This window comes from Streptomyces sp. NPDC025721 (assembly GCF_055558595.1).
Genome location: NZ_JBVHMF010000010.1, coordinates 166,876 through 185,658, shown reverse-complemented (window position 1 = coordinate 185,658; position 18,783 = coordinate 166,876). Strand labels below are relative to the sequence as shown.

Annotated in this window: 20 protein-coding genes and 4 tRNA genes; 8 read left to right on the top strand and 16 right to left on the bottom strand. The window is 70.2% G+C overall.

The genetic code is table 11. The annotated features are described in order from the left end of the window. Positions 1-71 precede the first annotated feature (71 nt). From rplL to ACZ4EF_RS16975, 7 genes are all read right to left on the bottom strand, one after another. The gene (gene rplL, locus ACZ4EF_RS17005) at positions 72-455 is read right to left on the bottom strand and encodes a 50S ribosomal protein L7/L12 (protein WP_355340253.1); all 384 of its coding nucleotides are present in this window, start codon (positions 453-455) and stop codon (positions 72-74) included. A gap of 84 nt (positions 456-539) precedes the next feature. Continuing rightward, the gene (rplJ, locus tag ACZ4EF_RS17000; protein ID WP_355340256.1) at positions 540-1,106 is read right to left on the bottom strand and encodes a 50S ribosomal protein L10; all 567 of its coding nucleotides are present in this window, start codon (positions 1,104-1,106) and stop codon (positions 540-542) included. Positions 1,107-1,459: 353 nt separating this feature from the next. Next, positions 1,460-2,185, bottom strand: coding sequence for a 50S ribosomal protein L1 (gene rplA, locus ACZ4EF_RS16995; RefSeq protein WP_355340259.1), 726 nt, complete (start codon positions 2,183-2,185; stop codon positions 1,460-1,462). A gap of 101 nt (positions 2,186-2,286) precedes the next feature. Then, the gene (gene rplK, locus ACZ4EF_RS16990; RefSeq protein WP_355340262.1) at positions 2,287-2,721 is read right to left on the bottom strand and encodes a 50S ribosomal protein L11; all 435 of its coding nucleotides are present in this window, start codon (positions 2,719-2,721) and stop codon (positions 2,287-2,289) included. Between the two features lie 160 nt (positions 2,722-2,881). After that, positions 2,882-3,805 carry a transcription termination/antitermination protein NusG gene (gene nusG / locus ACZ4EF_RS16985; protein ID WP_355340265.1) on the bottom strand — a complete coding sequence of 308 codons (924 nt, stop codon included), beginning with the start codon at positions 3,803-3,805 and terminating at the stop codon, positions 2,882-2,884. Between the two features lie 74 nt (positions 3,806-3,879). After that, on the bottom strand, positions 3,880-4,158 hold the full coding sequence (gene secE / locus ACZ4EF_RS16980) for a preprotein translocase subunit SecE (RefSeq protein WP_355340710.1): 279 nt from the start codon (positions 4,156-4,158) through the stop codon (positions 3,880-3,882). Positions 4,159-4,264: 106 nt separating this feature from the next. After that, a tRNA-Trp gene (locus tag ACZ4EF_RS16975) sits at positions 4,265-4,337 on the bottom strand. Between the two features lie 388 nt (positions 4,338-4,725). On the opposite strand from ACZ4EF_RS16975, the gene ACZ4EF_RS16970 reads away from it, so the two are divergent. After that, entirely contained in the window at positions 4,726-5,964 is a 1,239-nt protein-coding gene (locus ACZ4EF_RS16970; protein WP_355340268.1) for a pyridoxal phosphate-dependent aminotransferase, read from the top strand. Between the two features lie 100 nt (positions 5,965-6,064). Beyond that, the gene (locus tag ACZ4EF_RS16965; RefSeq protein WP_467505087.1) at positions 6,065-7,165 is read left to right on the top strand and encodes an adenosine deaminase; all 1,101 of its coding nucleotides are present in this window, start codon (positions 6,065-6,067) and stop codon (positions 7,163-7,165) included. On the opposite strand, the gene ACZ4EF_RS16960 is transcribed toward ACZ4EF_RS16965, so the two are convergent. The 8 genes from ACZ4EF_RS16960 to ACZ4EF_RS16925 all read right to left on the bottom strand — a co-directional run bounded on the left by ACZ4EF_RS16960 (position 7,155) and on the right by ACZ4EF_RS16925 (position 12,638). Continuing rightward, positions 7,155-8,210 carry a UDP-N-acetylmuramate dehydrogenase gene (locus tag ACZ4EF_RS16960; protein ID WP_467505154.1) on the bottom strand — a complete coding sequence of 352 codons (1,056 nt, stop codon included), beginning with the start codon at positions 8,208-8,210 and terminating at the stop codon, positions 7,155-7,157. The two genes, ACZ4EF_RS16965 and ACZ4EF_RS16960, sit on opposite strands and share 11 nt — an antisense overlap. 629 nt (positions 8,211-8,839) lie before the next feature. After that, positions 8,840-10,285 carry an MFS transporter gene (locus tag ACZ4EF_RS16955; protein WP_355340274.1) on the bottom strand — a complete coding sequence of 482 codons (1,446 nt, stop codon included), beginning with the start codon at positions 10,283-10,285 and terminating at the stop codon, positions 8,840-8,842. Positions 10,286-10,401: 116 nt separating this feature from the next. Then, positions 10,402-10,959 (bottom strand): TetR/AcrR family transcriptional regulator, encoded by a 558-nt coding sequence (locus tag ACZ4EF_RS16950; protein ID WP_355340277.1) that lies wholly within the window; start codon positions 10,957-10,959, stop codon positions 10,402-10,404. Between the two features lie 110 nt (positions 10,960-11,069). Further along, entirely contained in the window at positions 11,070-11,498 is a 429-nt protein-coding gene (locus ACZ4EF_RS16945) for a MaoC family dehydratase (protein WP_355340280.1), read from the bottom strand. After that, positions 11,495-12,007, bottom strand: a complete 513-nt coding sequence (locus ACZ4EF_RS16940; protein ID WP_467505084.1) for an FAS1-like dehydratase domain-containing protein — start codon at positions 12,005-12,007, stop codon at positions 11,495-11,497. Before ACZ4EF_RS16940 ends, ACZ4EF_RS16945 begins: the two co-directional genes overlap by 4 nt. Positions 12,008-12,196: 189 nt before the next feature. Further along, complete coding sequence (rpmG, locus tag ACZ4EF_RS16935) at positions 12,197-12,361, bottom strand: 50S ribosomal protein L33 (RefSeq protein WP_004571794.1); 165 nt, start codon at positions 12,359-12,361, stop codon at positions 12,197-12,199. 86 nt (positions 12,362-12,447) lie between these two features. Continuing rightward, a tRNA-Met gene (locus ACZ4EF_RS16930) sits at positions 12,448-12,520 on the bottom strand. A 45-nt stretch (positions 12,521-12,565) separates the two neighbouring features. Then, positions 12,566-12,638: transfer RNA gene (locus tag ACZ4EF_RS16925), tRNA-Thr, on the bottom strand. Positions 12,639-13,126: 488 nt separating this feature from the next. On the opposite strand from ACZ4EF_RS16925, the gene ACZ4EF_RS16920 reads away from it, so the two are divergent. Beyond that, positions 13,127-14,404 carry an amidohydrolase family protein gene (locus ACZ4EF_RS16920; protein WP_355340286.1) on the top strand — a complete coding sequence of 426 codons (1,278 nt, stop codon included), beginning with the start codon at positions 13,127-13,129 and terminating at the stop codon, positions 14,402-14,404. A 10-nt stretch (positions 14,405-14,414) separates the two neighbouring features. Further along, positions 14,415-15,074, top strand: coding sequence for an NAD(P)H-binding protein (locus tag ACZ4EF_RS16915; protein ID WP_401309184.1), 660 nt, complete (start codon positions 14,415-14,417; stop codon positions 15,072-15,074). Between the two features lie 74 nt (positions 15,075-15,148). Here ACZ4EF_RS16915 and ACZ4EF_RS16910 read toward each other — a convergent pair. After that, a tRNA-Tyr gene (locus ACZ4EF_RS16910) sits at positions 15,149-15,230 on the bottom strand. A gap of 248 nt (positions 15,231-15,478) precedes the next feature. Here ACZ4EF_RS16910 and ACZ4EF_RS16905 point away from each other — a divergent pair. From ACZ4EF_RS16905 to ACZ4EF_RS16890, 4 genes are all read left to right on the top strand, one after another. Then, complete coding sequence (locus tag ACZ4EF_RS16905; protein WP_188284013.1) at positions 15,479-15,967, top strand: YajQ family cyclic di-GMP-binding protein; 489 nt, start codon at positions 15,479-15,481, stop codon at positions 15,965-15,967. Between the two features lie 174 nt (positions 15,968-16,141). Beyond that, complete coding sequence (locus ACZ4EF_RS16900; protein ID WP_188284012.1) at positions 16,142-16,456, top strand: hypothetical protein; 315 nt, start codon at positions 16,142-16,144, stop codon at positions 16,454-16,456. Next, on the top strand, positions 16,453-17,196 hold the full coding sequence (locus ACZ4EF_RS16895; RefSeq protein WP_467505081.1) for a hypothetical protein: 744 nt from the start codon (positions 16,453-16,455) through the stop codon (positions 17,194-17,196). Before ACZ4EF_RS16900 ends, ACZ4EF_RS16895 begins: the two co-directional genes overlap by 4 nt. Positions 17,197-17,199: 3 nt before the next feature. Further along, a complete protein-coding gene (locus ACZ4EF_RS16890) occupies positions 17,200-18,681 on the top strand; it encodes a WXG100 family type VII secretion target (protein ID WP_401723325.1) in 1,482 nt (493 codons plus the stop codon). The last annotated feature ends 102 nt before the right edge of the window (positions 18,682-18,783 follow it).

Sequence of the window (18,783 nt, the reverse complement as noted above, 5' to 3'; positions counted from 1 at the left end):
GGATGGGTGACCGCCCTACGGCTGTCCGGCCCTGTGCGGGCCGTACGGGGACTGCTGGGTGCCGCTCGGTGTTACTTGACCTCGACCGAGGCGCCGGCGGCCTTGAGGGACTCGGCGGCCTTGTCGGCGGCAGCCTTGTCGACCTTCTCCAGGACGGGCTTCGGGGCGCCGTCCACGAGATCCTTGGCCTCCTTCAGGCCGAGCGAGGTCAGCTCACGCACGACCTTGATGACCTGGATCTTCTTGTCACCGGCGGCGGTGAGGACGACGTCGAACTCGTCCTGCTCCGGGGCGGCGTCCGCGACGGCGGCCGGACCGGCGACACCGGCGGCGGCGACGGGGGCGGCGGCGGTGACGTCGAACTTCTCCTCGAAGGCCTTCACGAACTCGGAGAGCTCGATGAGGGTGAGGGTCTCGAACTGCTCGAGCAGCTCGGCCTGGCTGAGCTTCGCCATGATGGCGGTCCTTCCACTAATTCGGCTGGTGCCGGTTGTCGATGTCGGCGGGCGTACTCGGAGCCCGCTGGACTGCGGGAGTGGTTACTCCGCAGCCTCGGCGGGAGCCGGCGTACCGGCACCGCCCTGCTCTGCCTGCTCGGCCTGCTTGGCACGAAGCGCCTCCGCGGTGCGGACGAACTTCGAGGGCAGCGCCTGGAAGAGCGCGGCAGTCTGCGACTGCTTGGCCTTCATGGCGCCCGCCAGCTTGGCGAGCAGAACCTCGCGGGACTCGAGGTCCGCGAGCTTCTTGATCTCGTCGGCGGACAGCGCCTTGCCGTCAAGGACACCGCCCTTGATGACGAGAGCGGGGTTGTCCTTGGCGAAGTCGCGCAGACCCTTCGCCGCCTCGACCGGGTCACCGGCGACGAAGGCGACGGCCGACGGACCCGCGAACAGGTCGTCGAGCGTGCTGATCCCGGCCTCGTTGGCCGCGATCTTGGTCAGCGTGTTCTTCACCACGGCGTACGTGACGTTCTCACCGAGCGAACGGCGCAGCGTCTTGAGCTGCGCCACGGTGAGACCGCGGTACTCGGTCAGCACAGCGGCGTTCGAGGAGCGGAACTGATCCGTCAACTCGGCAACCGCGGCAGCCTTATCGGGCCTCGCCATGAGTCTCGGCCTCCTTCCGGGTGATTGCGGACCGCACGGAATTGAAGGAGGGGACTTGGCAAAAACGAACGCCCCGGCGCAGGCGCACGGGGCGTGACTCGACGGAATCGACTTCCGCTCGGCGGAAATCTCTTCCGGAGTTCATCCACGATCACCTGCGCGGGCCATCCGCAGCTAGCGGATCCTTCGGCCGCCACGCCCTTTTCGGGGCACGGCAACGACCAGCGGTCTTTGGCTTCTCGGGAAGCGTACGGGACGGGTCCTGACAACACCAAATCCGGCCCCCGTGCGGTGTGCACGGAGGCCGGACTTCGGATGGTGCCGCACGCCTTACGCGTGGCCCCGCGTCGTCATCAGACGGACGCCGGGTCCTCCTCGACGAGGAGGTTGCGGGTGCGGTTGGGGTCGACCTGGATGCCGGGGCCCATGGTGGTGCTCACGGCGGCCTTCTTGATGTAACGACCCTTGGCGGCGGACGGCTTGAGACGCAGGATCTCGTCCAGGGCCGCCGCGTAGTTCTCCACCAGCTTGGTCTCGTCGAAGGAGACCTTGCCGATGATGAAGTGCAGGTTCGAGTGCTTGTCGACGCGGAACTCGATCTTGCCGCCCTTGATGTCCGTGACAGCCTTCGCCACGTCCGGGGTGACCGTACCGGTCTTCGGGTTCGGCATCAGGCCACGGGGACCGAGCACGCGGCCCAGACGGCCGACCTTGCCCATGAGGTCCGGGGTGGCGACGACGGCGTCGAAGTCCAGACGGCCCTTCGACACCTCGTCGATCAGTTCGTCGGAGCCGACGATGTCGGCTCCCGCGGCTTCCGCGGCCGCAGCACGGTCACCGGTCGCGAAGACCAGGACCCGGGCGGTCTTGCCGGTGCCGTGCGGAAGGTTCACGGTGCCACGGACCATCTGGTCGGCCTTGCGCGGGTCGACACCCAGGCGGAAGGCGACCTCGACGGTCGAGTCGAACTTGGTGGTCGCGGTGTCCTTGGCGATCCGGACGGCCTCGAGGGGGGCGTACAGGCGCTCCGCGTCGATCTTGCCGTCGGCAGCGCGAAGGGACTTGCTGCGCTTGCTCACTTACTGCTCCTGTTGGTGAAGGGGAGTCGTGGTACGGGCCGAGCAGGCCCTGCCACAGATGAACCGGCGGGGCGTCGGCCCTCGCCTCTGTCGCTCGGGCGTCAGCCCTCGACCGTGATGCCCATGGAGCGGGCGGTGCCGGCGATGATCTTCTCGGCGGCGTCCAGGTCGTTCGCGTTCAGGTCGGGGAGCTTCGTCGTGGCGATGTCCCGAACCTGGTCGCGGGTGAGCTTGGCGACCTTCTTGACGTGCGGCTCGCCGGAGCCCTTCTCGACACCCGCGGCCTTGAGGATCAGCTTGGCCGCCGGCGGCGTCTTGGTGATGAAGGTGAAGGAACGGTCGTCGTAGACCGTGATCTCCACCGGGATCACCATGCCGCGCTGCGACTCGGTCGCCGCGTTGTAGGCCTTGCAGAACTCCATGATGTTCACGCCGTGCTGGCCCAGCGCGGGGCCGACCGGCGGCGCCGGGTTGGCCGCGCCGGCGTTGATCTGGAGCTTGATCAGCCCCGTGATCTTCTTCTTCTTGGGAGGCATTGCTCTCTCCGGGTCCTGTTGAGAGTGTTCGTGCCTGCGTACAGGCATACCGCACCACTTTAGCGGGTATTGGCCCGCATCCTGAAACCGGCCGGTGGCCGGGGGACACAGCGGCCCCCGGCCGACGGAAATCCGTCGAACGGGGGCCGCTGGAAAAGTCTCAGTTCTTCTGGATCTGGTCGAAGCTCAGCTCGACCGGGGTCTCGCGGCCGAAGATCTCGACCAGGCCCTTGACCTTCTTCGAGTCGGCGTTGATCTCGTTGATCGTCGCCTGGAGCGTCGCGAAGGGGCCGTCGGTGACGGTGACCGAGTCGCCGACCTCGAAGTCCAGCACCTGGACCTCGACCTTGCGCGGCTGGGCGGTGCCCTCGGCGATGGCGGCGGCCTCGGCCGCGGCCTCCACCTCCGGGGCGAGCATCTTCACGATCTCGTCGAGGGTCAGCGGGTACGGGTCGTACGCGTTGCCGACGAAGCCGGTGACACCGGGGGTGTTGCGGACGACGCCCCACGACTCGTTCGTCAGGTCCATGCGCACCAGCACGTAGCCGGGGAGCTTGTTCTGCCGAATGGTCTTGCGGTCGCCGTTCTTGATCTGGACGACTTCTTCCTGGGGCACTTCGGCCTGGTAGATGTAGTCCTCGACGTTGAGCGAGACGGCGCGCTGCTCCAGGTTGGACTTCACGCGGTTCTCGTAACCGGCGTAGGTGTGGATCACGTACCACTCGCCGGGCAGGGTGCGAAGCTCCTCGCGGAAGGCGGCGACCGCGTCCACGACCGGCTCGGACACGGCGGCCTCGCCGTCGTCCTCGTCCGCTTCGTCCTCAGCCGCTTCGTCCTCGTCGGCGACCGCCACGTCCTCGTCGGACTCGTCGTCCGCCTCGTCGTCGTCCGCCTCGTCCGTGGCGGCCTCGGCGGCTTCCTCGTCCTCGTCCTCGTGGACGGCGGCCTGCTCGGCGGCTTCGCCGGCGTTCAGGTCGGCAGCCTCGGCCTGGTCGATCTCGCCGTCGGCGGCCTCGACGATGTCGAGCGCGGTGTCGTCGCCCTCAACGGTTTCGTCGGCGTCGTACACGTTCGGGTCAGACACGGTGACTGCTTCTTCCTGACTTCAAGGGGTGGAACATGCGGACAGGCGCCCGTGGACCGGCGCCCACCGCGGGATCAGCCGAAGACGTACGAGACGAGCTTCGAGAATCCCCAGTCAACCACGCTGACGAGACCGATGACGACGACAACGAAGACAATCACCACTGTGGTGTAGGTGATCAGGTCGTTGCGGCTCGGCCAGACGACCTTGCGGAGTTCCGCGACGATCTGGCGGTAGAAGAGCGCCAGCCGACCGAGGGGGCCCTTCTTGCCGCGCTTGCCGCCGCGGCGGGGCTTGCGAGTCTCGTCGTCCTCGGACGTGTCAGGCTCAGGGGCCTCGATGGAGTCCGTGATCTCAGTCACTACGTCCTCACCTGACTCCGGGTCGTGGCCGTGTCGCGCCCGTCGCGCGGTACGGCGAGTGCTTTACCTGCCCACGTCCGTCGGGTGACGTGTGGAGCAGGGTCGGAGGGACTCGAACCCACAACCGCTGGTTTTGGAGACCAGTGCTCTACCAATTGAGCTACGACCCTTTGCGACTCCCCCAACGTACCGCAGCATTGCGGAACCGCGGTGCCGGTGGGAAGGCCATCGACGGATGAGTGTACGTGTTTCGCGGCCCTCCGTCGAACGCCTTGCGTCCGATCAGGTTCCGGCCGCGTTCCGTTGACGTTTTGACGCGGTGTCGACGGGGTGCCGGTGGGGTGCCGAGGAGGTTCCGGTGGGGTGCCGGCGAGGTTCCGGCGAGGCGCTGGTCAGGTTCCGGCGAGGCGCTGGTCAGGTGCCGGTCAGGTGCCGGTCGGGTGCCGGTCGGGTGCCGACGGGGCCGCGGACCCCCGGCGCGCACCGGGTGTGTTCACAGTCCGGACAGGTCCGCAAACCTGGGTGCCGGGCCTCCCCCGCGTCTGGGACCATGCAGTCATGAGCGCAGCTACTCCCCCCGTACAGTCTCCCACCGACCGTCGGGTGTCGGCCCGCGTCGGGTCGATCTCCGAGTCCGCGACGCTGGCCGTCGACGCCAAGGCCAAGGCCCTCAAGGCCGCCGGGCGCCCGGTCATCGGATTCGGCGCGGGAGAGCCCGATTTCCCGACGCCCGGCTACATCGTCGAAGCCGCGGTGGAGGCGTGCCGCAACCCGAAGTACCACCGCTACACCCCGGCCGGCGGTCTGCCCGAGCTGAAGACGGCCATCGCCGCCAAGACGCTCCGCGACTCCGGCTACGAGGTCGAGCCGTCGCAGGTGCTGGTCACCAACGGCGGCAAGCAGGCCATCTACGAGGCGTTCGCCGCGATCCTCGACCCGGGTGACGAGGTCATCGTGCCCGCCCCGTACTGGACCACCTACCCCGAGTCGATCCGGCTCGCGGGCGGCGTGCCGGTCGAGGTCGTCGCGGACGAGACCACCGGTTACCGGGTCTCGGTCGAGCAGCTCGAAGCGGCCCGCACCGAGCGCACCAAGGTCGTGCTGTTCGTCTCGCCGTCCAACCCCACCGGCGCCGTGTACAGCGCCGCCGACACCGAGGCGATCGGCCGCTGGGCCGTCGAGCACGGCCTGTGGGTGCTGACCGACGAGATCTACGAGCACCTGGTGTACGGCGACGCGACGTTCACCTCGCTGCCGACGGCCGTGCCCGAGCTGCGCGACAAGTGCATCGTGGTCAACGGCGTGGCGAAGACGTACGCCATGACCGGCTGGCGGGTCGGGTGGATCATCGGCCCGAAGGACGTGGTCAAGGCCGCGACGAACCTCCAGTCGCACGCCACCTCGAACGTCTCCAACGTCGCGCAGGTCGCCGCGCTGGCCGCCGTCTCGGGGAACCTGGACGCGGTCGCCGAGATGCGGACCGCCTTCGACCGCCGCCGCCGCACCATCGTGCGGATGCTCAACGAGATCGACGGCGTCGTCTGCCCGACGCCCGAGGGCGCGTTCTACGTCTACCCGTCGGTGAAGGCGCTGCTCGGCAAGGAGATCCGCGGCAAGCGCCCGGCCGACTCCGTCGAGCTGGCCGCGCTGATCCTGGACGAGGCCGAGGTCGCGGTCGTGCCTGGTGAGGCCTTCGGCACCCCCGGCTACCTGCGGCTTTCGTACGCGCTCGGCGACGAGGACCTGGAAGAGGGCGTCTCGCGGCTCCAGAAGCTGCTGGGCGAGGCGAAGGACTGAGCCCCTTCGGACGCTGCGGCGATCCGTTTTTGCATTCGGGCAAGCCCCCGTTCGGAGAAAGTGGTACCGGACGGGGGCTGTCGTATAGCAGGATCTTGGAATGGCACGCGAGGTCCGTCAGCTCCCCAAGGCACATCTGCATCTGCACTTCACCGGCTCCATGCGCCCCGGCACGCTCCTGGAACTGGCCGACCGGCACGGCGTGCACCTCCCCGAGGCGCTGACCTCGGGCGAACCCCCCAAACTCCGGGCCACCGACGAGCGCGGCTGGTTCCGCTTCCAGCGGCTGTACGACATCGCCCGCTCCTGCCTGCGCACCCCGGAGGACATCCAGCGGCTGGTCCGCGAGGCCGCCGAGGAGGACGCGGCGGACGGCTCCGGCTGGCTGGAGATCCAGGTCGACCCGACCTCGTACGCGCCGCGGCTCGGCGGGCTGATCCCCACGATGGAGATCGTCCTGGACGCCGTGCACACCGCCTCGCGGGACACCGGGGTCGGCATGGCCGTGGTCGTCGCCGCCAACCGCATGAAGCACCCGCTGGACGCCCGTACGCTGGCCCGGCTCGCCGTCCGGTACGCCGACCGCGGCGTGGTCGGCTTCGGGCTCTCCAACGACGAACGGCGCGGTCTGGCACGGGACTTCGACCGCGCCTTCGCCATCGCCCGCGACGGCGGCCTGCTCGCGGCCCCGCACGGCGGGGAGCTGGCGGGGCCCTCCAGCGTCCGCGACTGCGTCGACGACCTGTACGCGGGCCGTATCGGGCACGGGGTCCGCGCCGCCGAGGACCCGCGGCTGCTGCGCCGCCTCGCCGAGAAGGGCATCACCTGCGAGGTCTGCCCGGCCTCCAACGTCGCGCTCGGCGTGTACGAGAAGGCCGAGGACGTACCGCTGCGCACCCTGTACGAGGCGGGCGTGCCGATGGCGCTCGGCGCCGACGACCCGCTGCTCTTCGGCTCCCGGCTCGCCGCCCAGTACGAGATCGCCCGCGCCTCGCACGACTTCACCGACGCCGAACTGGCCGAGCTGGCCCGGCAGTCCGTACGGGGCTCCCGCGCGCCGGAGGACGTACGCCGGCGGCTGCTGGCGGGGATCGCCGAGTGGGAGGCGACACCGGAGGGGGCCGAGGGCTCTCGTGAGGGGGTGGGCTCTCCCGAGGGGGCGGTGGGCTCTCCCGAGAGGGCCGTCGGGTCTACAGGCTGACGCTCACCAGGACCGGCTCGTTGACCAGCGTCACGCCGAACGCCGCGTGGACGCCGTCGCGTACCTCGCGGGCCAGCGCCAGCAGATCCTCGGCGGTCGCGCCGCCGCGGTTGGTCAGCGCCAGCGTGTGCTTGGTGGAGATCCGCGCCGGGCCGCTGCCGTACCCCTTGGTGAACCCCGCCTTGTCGATCAGCCAGGCCGCCGAGAGCTTCGTGAGGCCCTGACCGGCCTCGCCCGCCGGGTACGACGGCGGCGCCGTGTCCTGGCCGAGCCGCTCCTTCGCCCGCTCCAGGAACGCGGCGTGCTCCGGGGCGGTCAGGATCGGGTTGGTGAAGAAGGAGCCCGCCGACCAGGTGTCGTGGTCGGCCTCGTCCAGCACCATGCCCTTGCCCGCGCGCAGCGCCAGCACCGTCTCCCGCGCCTTCTCCAGGGGCACCCGGTCGCCGGGTTCCACGCCCAGGGCGCGGGCCGTCTCCGCGTACTTCACCGGGGCGGAGAGTCCGCCCGCGTCCTCCAGTCCGAAGCGGACGCGCAGCACGACGTAGCGGTGCGGCTCCGCCTTGAAGCGGCTGTGGCGGTACGAGAAGGCGCACGCGTCGTTCGCCAGCGTCACCGTCTCGCGGGTCCGGCGGTCGTACGCGACGACCTCGGTGATCGTCGTCGACACCTCTTGGCCGTAGGCGCCGACGTTCTGGATCGGCGTCGCCCCCGCCGAGCCGGGGATGCCCGCCAGGCACTCGATTCCGGCCAGGCCGGCGGCGACGGTCCGCGCCACGACGTCGCTCCAGGTCTCGCCCGCGGCGACCTCAAGCGAGGTGCCGTCGAGGGTCACGCCGCGGGTGGCGATCCGTAGCGCCGTTCCCTCGAAGCCGCGGTCGCCGACGACGAGGTTGCTGCCGCCGCCGACGATCAGGAGGGGGTCGCCGGTGGTGTCCGCCGCGGCGACGGCGGCGATGACGTCGGCGTCCGAGGCCGCCGTGATCAGGCGGTGCGCGGGGCCGCCTACGCGGAAGGTTGTCAACGGGGCCAGCGGCGCCTTCTCCATTACGTCCACCCCCTCACCCTAGGGGCCCGCCGCCTCCCTTCTTTTCCCGGCCCGCTTGCGTGGGGGGCGTCTTTGCCCGCCCGCCCACCCGTGCGGGTGCTTTCTTCGTCTGCGGGTGCCGCTTGTGCCTGGTCGGTCCCGGCCCGGGGCACCTCCTCGGGCGACGAACCTGCGGCCACCTGCGCCTGCTTCTGCCCCTGCCCGTTCGTCCCCCTGCGGGGGCACCCCGCACCGACCCCTCCGGTCCGTCGGCGCCCGACAGTCCGCTGTGGCTGAGGAGGGAGGGGTGGCAGGGCGTACGGGCCCTGCGTAACTCCCCCCCGGCCAATCCGAAAGGACCGCCCCCACCCCCACCCGTACCAAAGAGGCCCCCCACCCACGGGGGACCGTCAGGCGGCGACGGGCCGGAGGGGACGGGGCGGGGTGCCCCCGCAGATTTGCGTGCCGACAGGGCGTGGACGAATGGGAAAGGAGCAGGCAGCACGCAGCTCGAGGAGGTGCCCCGGCCCGGGACCGACACCAGGGACAGGGCGGTGGAAGAAAGGGCTGACCCCCGCACCCAAAAAAGCCGGGCACGGGGGTCAAGAGGGCCACGAACGGCCAGGACGGCCAGGACGGCTAGGAAAGGGCTAGGCGGTGGGCTGGAGGTCGCGGGGGGAGGAGGACGGGGTGGAGTCGAGGGAGGTGGGAGAGGGACGGCGGGGAAGGAGGAGGGCCGCGACCGTGGCGACACCGAGCACGGCGGCACCAACCCACAGCGCAGGCGTCAACCCGTCGACAAAGGCGTCAGCCGACCCGTACCCGCCCTGCGCGGAAAAGATCGAGCCCAGCACCGCGATCCCCAGCGCTCCCCCCACCTCACGCAGCGCGTTGTTGGCCCCCGAGGCGATCCCCTGCTCCGCCCCCCGCACACTCCCCATCACCAACGCCGTGGCCGGCGCCACGAACAGCGCCATCCCGGCCCCGCTGATGATCAGCGCGGGAAGCTGCGCCAGATACGAGACGTCCGGCGAGATGATCGTCGCGAACCACCCGAGCCCGATCGCCTGAAGGGCGAGCCCGGCCGCGACCACCGGCCGCCCCCCGATCCGGTCGGAGACAATCCCGGCGATCGGCGCGACGATCATCGGCATACCGGTCCACGGCAGCATGCGCAGCCCGGCCTCGGTCGGCGAGTAGCCGACGACGTTCTGCAGGAACTGGCTGAGCAGGAAGATCGACCCGAACATCCCGGTGAACATCAGCATGCTGGCCGCGTTGATGGCCGAGAACCCGCGGCTGCGGAACAGCCGCATCGGCAGCATGGCGTTCGGCGAGGTCGCCCCGTGCCGGATGAAGGCCGCGACGAGCGCCGCGCCGCCGATGAGCCCGCCGAGCACCGGCCCGCTGGTCCACCCCTTGGTCGTGGCGTTGACCAGCGCGTAGACGACGCCGAACAGCCCGAGGCTGATGAGCGCGGTGCCGCGCGGGTCGAGCCGGGCGCCGGGCGCGGTGGACTCGTTGAGGCGCAGCCGGGCCAGCGGGATGAGGGCGATGCCGAGCGGAACGTTCAGCCAGAAGATCCACTGCCAGGAGATGTGTTCGGTCAGGCTGCCGCCGATGAGCGGCCCGCTGGCGACGGCGAGGCCGTTGACGGCGCCCCAGATCCCGAACGCGGCGCCTCGCCGCTCGGCAGGGACCGCCGCGGTGAGCAGCGTCAGCGTGAGCGGCATCATGATCGCGGCGCCGACGCCCTGGAGCGCGCGGAAGGCGATGAGCATGGAGATGGTGGGCGCGAGGGCCGCCGCGGCGGAGGCGCCGGTGAAGATCGTGAGGCCGGTGAGGAAGAGCTTGCGGCGGCCGAAGCGGTCGCCCAGCGCCGCGCCGAACATCAGCAGGACGGCGAAGGTGAGCGTGTAGGCGTTGACCGTCCATTCGAGGTCGGACAGCGCCCCGCCGAGGTCCTTGCGGATGGACGGCAGCGCGGTGGTGACCACGAGATTGTCGAGGGCCGCCATGAATCCGGCGACGCTGGTGATGATCAGAGCCCAGGCGGCGGTGCCTGGCCTGCGGCCTTCTGCTGCTTGCTGGGTCATGACTCCCCCTGTGGAGTGCGTACTGCGACGGCTTCGAGCCGTACGGTTAGTTATGGATGACTAACTTCAGCGGACAGAAAAAACCGATGACTCCGCGCCCCGAAAGGCGCGGCGCCTCACTCGGGACGGGCCGTCTCGTACAGCCCTTCCCAGATGCGGTGGTCGGCCGGGAAGCCCAGCGACACCAGGGTGTTGATCAACATTCCGTAGGCGAGGAACTGCGTGGTCTGCTCGACGTCCGCGCCCAGCTCCAGATGCAGGGTCTCCCACAGCGCCTCCCACCCCTCACGGATGGAACGGCCGAATTCGTGGTCCCCGGACGCCTCGGCGGCGGCGACCGCGACATACATCTGCATCTGCATCAGCAGCCGCTCGGGGTCGTCGGAGATCAGCGTCTGATACGCGTTCCCCATCGCCTTGAGCTTGCCCTCGTGGTCCGTCTCGTCCTCGGCCACATCGGCGAAGACCTGGCGCGTCGATTCCAGGCAGTAGGTGGCCGCCGCCAGGAACATGGCCTCCTTGTTCGGGAAGAGGCGGAAGAGATACGGCTGCGAGACGCCCACCCGGCGGGCGATCGTCTCGGTGGACGTGCCGTTGTAGCCGCCGCGGGCGAATTCGCTCATCGCCGCGCGGATGACGCTCTCGCGCCTCTCCTCTGCGCTCATCCTGACCATACGAGTAAGTTAGTGGTCCATAACTAACCTGTCAACCGCGATACGGGAGACACGGGCAAACGTAAGGGGCACCCACCTGGATGGGCACCCCTTACCTGCGCGTCTACGTCTCAGGCGAGCCGGACCACGGCGCGGGACATGCCCAGCACCTTCTGGCCCGCGGACGTCGCGGTGAGGTCGACCCGCACCCGCTGGTCGTCCAGTTTGGCGGCGACCTTCGCGGTCACCTCGATGAGCGCGCCCTGCTCGTCGTTCGGCACGACGACGGGCTTGGTGAACCGTACGCCGTACTCGACGACCGCCCCCGGGTCGCCGGCCCAGTCCGTGACGACCCGGATCGCCGAGGCCATGGTGAACATGCCGTGCGCGATGACGTCGGGCAGGCCGACCTCGCGGGCGAACTTCTCGTTCCAGTGGATCGGGTTGAAGTCACCGGAGGCGCCCGCGTACTGCACGAGTGTGGCGCGGCTCACAGGGAAGGTCCGCGCGGGCAGTTCGGTGCCGACCTCGACGTCCGCGTAACCGATCGTCGCCGTCATGCCGCGCCCTCCCCGTTCGCCGAAGCGTTCCCCGAGCCGTTCCCGCTGCCGCCGCGCGGGTCGTGCTCCGCCGCGCGGGCGACCAGCTTCGTCCAGGCGGTCACCACGTGCTCGCCGGACTCGTCGTGGACCTCGCCGCGGATGTCGATGATGTCGTTGCCCGCCAGGGACTTGATCGCCTCGATGGTGGAGGTGACCGAGAGCCGGTCACCGGCCATAACCGGGCGCGTGTACGCGAACTTCTGGTCGCCGTGCACGACCCGGCTGTAGTCGAGGCCCAGCTCCGGGTCCTGGACGACCTGGCCCGCGGCCTTGAAGGTGATCGAGAAGGCGAAGGTCGGCGGGGCGATCACATCGCGGTGCCCGAGCGCCTTGGCCGCGTCCGCGTCCATATAGGCCGGGTTCGTGTCCCCGACCGCCTCGGCGAATTCGCGGATCTTCTCCCGGCCCACCTCATAGGCGGCGGTGGGCGGATAGCTCCGCCCCACGAAGGACTGGTCCAGAGCCATCGGCACCTCCGGTGCGGGAAGCGGGCGGGATCGGGGGCAGCGTACGACATACGTACGGAAGTCGTACGGGCGCGGGGGTCGCTAGCAGTGGCGTAACGGTTCAGCTGATCCGTACGGCTCCCACCGGGCAATACGTCGAGGCCGCCCCCGGTGACGGGGACGGCCTCGCGGTACTGCTACGGCCTGGAGTCAGCGCGTTTCGCGGTGCGCGGTGTGCGCGTTGCAACGCGGGCAGTGCTTCTTCATCTCAAGACGGTCCGGGTCGTTGCGCCGGTTCTTCTTGGTGATGTAGTTCCGCTCCTTGCACTCCACGCAGGCCAGCGTGATCTTCGGGCGGACGTCTGTGGCGGCCACGTGAGTGCTCCTTGACGAACGGGGGTGATTTGAACATGAGAATAGTAGCCGACTGAGGGACCGATCCCACAATCGGCTACGGTGAGTAGCGGCGACCGGACTTGAACCGGTGACACAGCGATTATGAGCCGCTTGCTCTACCGACTGAGCTACGCCGCTTTGACGAACTGGTCCCCGCCTGGCGGCGGGGAACCGATCCATCTGAGCCCCAATACGGAATCGAACCGTAGACCTTCTCCTTACCATGGAGACGCTCTACCGACTGAGCTATTGGGGCGAGCGAGGAAGACATTACACGGTCCGCCGCGATACGTGAAATCCGTATCGGGCAGGGCACATCGGGCGTCGCGGGGCGTCACGCCCACCCCCTGATCAGGACGTGATCACCTCCCGGCCGCCGCGCGCCGGGTGGCCGACGGGCCCCGTACGAGGGCCTGTTCGCACCGCCGCCACGAGGGTCCGCCCGCGCCGCCGCGACCGCCTTGGCCGCGCCTGCCAGGAGCCGTACCCGCGCTCGCTCTCCGCGCGGCACCGCGTCCGCCCGCACCCGCGAACCGCGCGCCGGCGCGTACGAGTTCCGGGCGCACCGGAACGCGAGCGCGTCCGCTCCCCCGCGCGGCGCCGGCCGTACCGTGTGCCCCGTCTCACGACCCCCACCGGTACGACTAATGCCCTCCTGTCAGGTGTGTGCCGTGCTGACCCCTAAGCTCGGCTTTGCGTGATCTTGCCTCCCGCCGCCCGCCCTGCACGCACCGGAGGAGCGCGATGACCGACAGCCCTCGCGACAGTGCCCGCACCGCCGCAGAAACCGCCACCCTGCTGCTGTGCGGCGCCCGGCTGACCGACGGCCGGACCGTGGACGTACGGCTCAGCGGCCCCCGGATCGAGGCCGTGGGCACCGCCGGCAGCCTCGCGCCCGCCGCGGGCCGTACCGCCGACGGGTCGCGCCGTCCGGCCGACGGCACCCGTATCGACCTGCGCGGATATCTGCTGCTGCCCGCGCCCGCCGAGCCGCACGCCCACCTCGACCTGGCGCTGACCGCGGGCGCCGCGGGGCCGCCGTCCGACGACCCCGCCGATGTGCAGCGGCGCGCCACCGAGGCCGCGCTGCTCCAACTCGGCCACGGCGCCACCGCTTTGCGCAGCCATGTGCGGATCGGCGACGTCCAGGGGTTGCAGGCGCTCGAAGCCGTGCTCCAGGCGCGGCGGGCGCTGCGCGGGCTCGTCGACCTGCACACCGTCGCCGTACCGCGGCTGCTGACCGGCGCGGCGGGCGCGGACGGGCTCGCGATGCTGCGCGACGCGCTGAAGATGGGCGCCGCGGTGGTCGGCGGCTGCCCCGATCTGGACCCGGACCCGAGCGGGTACGCCGAGGCCGTCTTCTCGCTCGCCGCCGAGTTCGGGCTCCCGGTCGACCTGCACACCGCCGCCGACGACCCGGCCCGGCTGGCCCGGCTCGCCGCGATGGCGGGCGGTCTGCGGCCGGGCGTCACCCTCGGGCCGTGCCACGGTCTCGGCGCGCTGCCGCCCGAGGCGATCGACTCCGCCGCGCAGCGGCTGGCCGCCGCCGGGATCTCGGTCACCGCGCTCCCCCAGGGCGGCTGCGGCGCGCTGGACTCCGTACGCCGCGGCGGCGGTCCGCACACCCCGGTCCGCCGGCTGCGCGCGGCGGGCGTCCGGGTCACGGCGGGCAGCGGGGCGCTGGGCGACCTGGCCAATCCGGTCGGCCGCGGCGATCCGCTGGAGGCCGCCTTCCTGCTCGCCTCCTACGGCGAGTGCGGCGCGGCGCAGGCGTACGCGGCGGTCAGCGGCCGGGCGCGGGCCGTGCTCGGGCTGCCGGAGGTACGGGTCGAGGCCGGTTTCCCGGCCGAGCTGCTGGCGGTGCGCGGGGAGGGTGTCGAGGCGGTGCTCTCCCTGGCGTACAGCCGGATCGTCATCCACCGGGGCCGGGTGGTCTCGCGGACGAGCGCGGTGCGCGAATACTGCGACTCGGCGAGCGAGGCCGCGCTCGACCTCCCGCGTCAGTCGCACCGCGAGGCGTAGCGTCACGTCCATGCGCATGGTGATCGCTGGTGGACATGGACAGATCGCGTTGCGGCTTGAGCGGTTGCTCGCCGAGCGCGGTGACAGTGTGGTCGGGCTGATCCGTAACCCGGCCCAGGCCGACGACTTGCGGGCGGCGGGCGCCGAGCCGGTCGTCCTGGACCTCGAATCGGCGACGGTCGCGGAGGTGGCCGCCGTCCTGGAGGGCGCCGAGGCGGCCGTCTTCGCGGCGGGCGCGGGTGCGGGCAGCGGGGCCGCCCGCAAGCACACCGTCGACCACGCGGCGGCCGTGCTCTTCGCAGACGCGGCCGAACAGGCGGGCGTACGGCGCTATCTGGTGGTCTCCTCGATGGGCGCCGACGCCCGGGCGAGCGGGGGTGACCCCGTCTTCACCGAGTACCTGCGCGCCAAGGGCGCGGCCGACGACGACATCCGCGCGCGTACGGACCTGGACTGGACGATCGTGCGCCCCGGCGCCCTGACCAACGACCCGGGTACCGGCCGCGTCCGTCTCGCCCCCTCCACCGGCCGCGGCTCCATCCCCCGCGACGACGTCGCCGCCGTCCTGGCCGGCCTCCTGCTGACCCCCTCGACCGCCGGCCTCACCCTCGAACTCGTCTCCGGCACCGACACCATCCCCGAAGCCCTCCGCACCGCCGCCCTCCCCTAACCCCTCCCCCGCACACACACCAAAACGGCCCCCCGCCCTGCTCTCCAGCAGGCCGGGGGGCCGTTCTCATGATGTGGCGGCACGTGGATTCGAACCACGGTAGGCAGAGCCGACGGATTTACAGTCCGTTCCCATTGGCCACTCGGGCATACCGCCATGGGATGAAGCCGCGGATCCGCTGGGTGCGGGGTGCCGTGGCGACGACGTAAACGATACCCGATCCGGAGGGGTGGTTCGCCACCGGATTGATCACCGCCTCCGCCTTGTGTCCGCACGCACCGGACACCGCTCCTTCCCCGCGGAGATCCACACGACAGGCCCTAGTCTTTGGGGATGGTGGTCCGGGGATCGGGCCGCGGATGTGATGGAAGACAGACAAGCGATACCCAAGGAGCCCACTGAAGATGGCCGACTCCAGTTTCGACATCGTCTCGAAGGTCGAGCGGCAGGAGGTCGACAACGCCCTCAACCAGGCCGCCAAGGAGATCTCGCAGCGGTACGACTTCAAGAACGTCGGGGCCTCGATCGCCTGGTCGGGCGAGAAGATCCTGATGGAGGCGAACTCCGAGGAGCGCGTCAAGGCGATCCTGGACGTCTTCGAGACCAAGCTGGTCAAGCGGGGAATCTCGCTGAAGGCGCTGGACGCGGGCGAGCCGCAGCTCTCCGGCAAGGAGTACAAGATCTTCGCCTCGATCGAGGAAGGCATCTCCCAGGAGAACGCCAAGAAGGTCGCGAAGATCATCAGGGACGAAGGTCCCAAGGGCGTCAAGGCCCAGGTCCAGGGCGAGGAGCTGCGCGTCAGCTCCAAGAGCCGTGACGACCTCCAGTCCGTCCAGGCCCTGCTCAAGGGCAAGGACCTCGACTTCGCCCTCCAGTTCGTCAACTACCGCTGATTCCACGCCGGGAGGCCGCGGCCCGCGTCGCGGCCCTCCCGCCGGTTCCCCTGCGGACGCCGCATCCCCGTGGCCGCCCCCATCCCCGTGGACGCCGAATCCCTGTGGCTCCCGCGCCCCCGGCGATAGGCTGCCTGGCCAAGACAGGCAACGGGGAACGGGGAAGTACCAGGCATGTCCGCCAAAGGAGATCTGACGATAAGTCTGATCGGGCTCAGCGACCTGGCGACGGGGCTGAGATCGGTCAAGACGCGGATGGACGACACCGGGCAGGTCGATCGCGCCCTCGGCAACGGGGAGTTGGGCTCGTCCAGGGCGCATGACGCGCTCGACGGTTTCATGCACGGCTGGAAGGACGGCCGTAAGGAGATCGACAGCGGTCTGGAGAGCGTCGCGAAGATGGCGCAGGCCGTCGTGGACGAGATCACCAAGACCGACCAGGAGCTGAAGGACGCGCTGGCCAAGCACGAGGGCGGCGGTCAGCCGTGACCGTGTCCTCTTCCGCCCCCTCCGGCACGTCGCCGGTGCGCGGGGTGAACATCCTGGTGCCCAGCTCCTGGTACGAGTTCGACATCCATCCGGCCACGCGCGACGCGTCGATACGTGAGGTCGTACGCGAACGGGTCCAGGAACGGCCGGAGTTGGCCGACTCCAGGACGGCGCTCATCCGCACGCTGACCCGTACGGCCGACGAGGCGTGGCAGACCGGGGTGCTGTACTTCGGCGCGCTGGCCGACCTGAGCGACGAGGCACCGCTGACGGCGAGCGTCACGATCGCGGTACTGGAAGCCGACGACCGGGCGGACGGCACAGCGGACGGCGATCGGCCCGGCAACGGGGCAGGAGGGGCAGGCGGGGCCGGTGGGGCGGGCGGCAATCTGGCGGCGCTGATGGCGGCGCTCAAGCCGGTCGCCGCGGGCCGCAGGCCGACCGACCCGTGGCGCCGGATCAAGCTGGTGGAGCTGCCGGACGCGGGTTCCGCCGCGCGCAGCGAGGGGATCGACGACATCGAGCTGCCGGACGACGACCGTACGGTCCGGATGGTGCTGATGCAGACCTTCGTACCGTTCCCCGGCGGCGACCCTCGGGTCGCGGTGATCAGCGGGGCGACCTCCCAACTCGCCCTCGCCGAGCCGATGCTGGAGCTGTTCGACGGCATCACCGAGACCTTCCGCTTCGTGTACGCCGACGACGACCCTTCCGCCGGGTCCGCCGAGAGGGTGAGCTGAGCCGTGACCCGACCCACCGACTGGCACAATCTCGACCTCGACAGCGACCCGACTCCCGGTGACGTCTACGAGATCAGGGCCGAGGGCAGGCGCTTCCAGACCTTCGCCGAGGACGTGGCGACCGTGCACTCGCTGCTCAGCAGCGCGGCCAAGGACCAGGCGCTCGCCGAGTGGAACGGCAAGGCCGCCGAGGCGTTCCGCGGTCAAATAGGCAAGCTGCCCGGGCAGTTGGGCAAGCTCCACGACTCCTACGGCGCGGCCGGCGACGCCCTGGTGACCTTCGCCGACTCGGTGGAGACCGAACAGTCCACCGCTGACGGCGCGTTGTCCCAGGCGCGCCTGCTGCGCAACGATCTGGCCGCGAAGCAGACCGAGTTGGCCCGCGCGCAGGTCGACGCGACCACGGCGGGCGACGCCAAGGCGAAGCTCGACGGCTCCAAGGGATCAGCCGGAAGCGCCGGCGGGAACGTACCGCCGCCCGACCCGGACAAGGTCCGTCAGGCGGTCCGCAACGCCCAGCAGGCCGACGCCCACAAGGACCAGGTCGCGGGCCAGGTCTCCGGGATTCAGCAGCAGTTGGCCGAGCTGCGCAAGAAGGCGCAGGACGCCGGGACCAACCACGGCACGGCGGTGGACGTCCTCAAGAAGGACCTCGACCACGCCTCCGACGTCGGCATCCACAACAAGAAGTGGTACCAGAAGCTCGGGGACTTCCTGGTCAAGGCGTGGAGCGTCATCCTCCCGATCCTCAAGGTGATCGTCGCCATCGGCGGCATCCTGCTGCTGTTCATCGGCGGCCCGCTGGCCTGGATCGTGCTGGCCGCGGCCTTGCTGGTCTTCGCCGACACCTTGGTGAAATTCATTCAGGGCAAGGCGGGTTGGGGCGATCTGCTGTTCGCCGCGCTGGACTGCATCCCGGTGATGGGCAAGGTCAGCATGCTGGTCAAGGCGGGTGAGATCGGCAAGCTGAAGTGGGCGGTGAAGATCCTCCAGGCCGAGCGGAAGTACCAGAACGTCATCAAGGTGTGGAAGTACGGCGAAGACCTCAGCGGATTCCGCAAGGTCGCCTTCGGCTTCGCCAAGGGCCTGGGCAAGGACACCCTCAAGGACGCCATGAACGGCGGCTGGACGAACGTCAAGAAGAACTTCCTGGCCAACGTCGCGGGCAACACCATCGGCGCCGGGCTCTCTCCGCTGGTCGACAAGGGCTTCGCCAAGATCCCCCGGCTCTACTACAGCGGCCCGATCTCCGCGATGTCGGGCGCCGAACGCCGGGCGCTGGGCCACCTGTCGATGGACATGAACGGCCTGACGCAGCGCGGAAAGACGCTCATCGGCGCCACGAAGGGGCTGGTGACGTCGGTGACGAAGGAGACCGTCAAGAGCACGGTCTTCGGCAAGGACTTCACCATCGAGAACATCGGCTTCGGCACGCTCACCGGCTTCGGCAACTCGGGCGGCGGCTACCGCACCGGCCGGCACTGAGCGGGACGTTCACCCGAGCGGGCCGGGTCCGGTTCACCGCCAGGAGCCGGACAGACCGGGGGCCGGACGGACCGGGGGCCGGACAGACCAGAGGCCGGACAG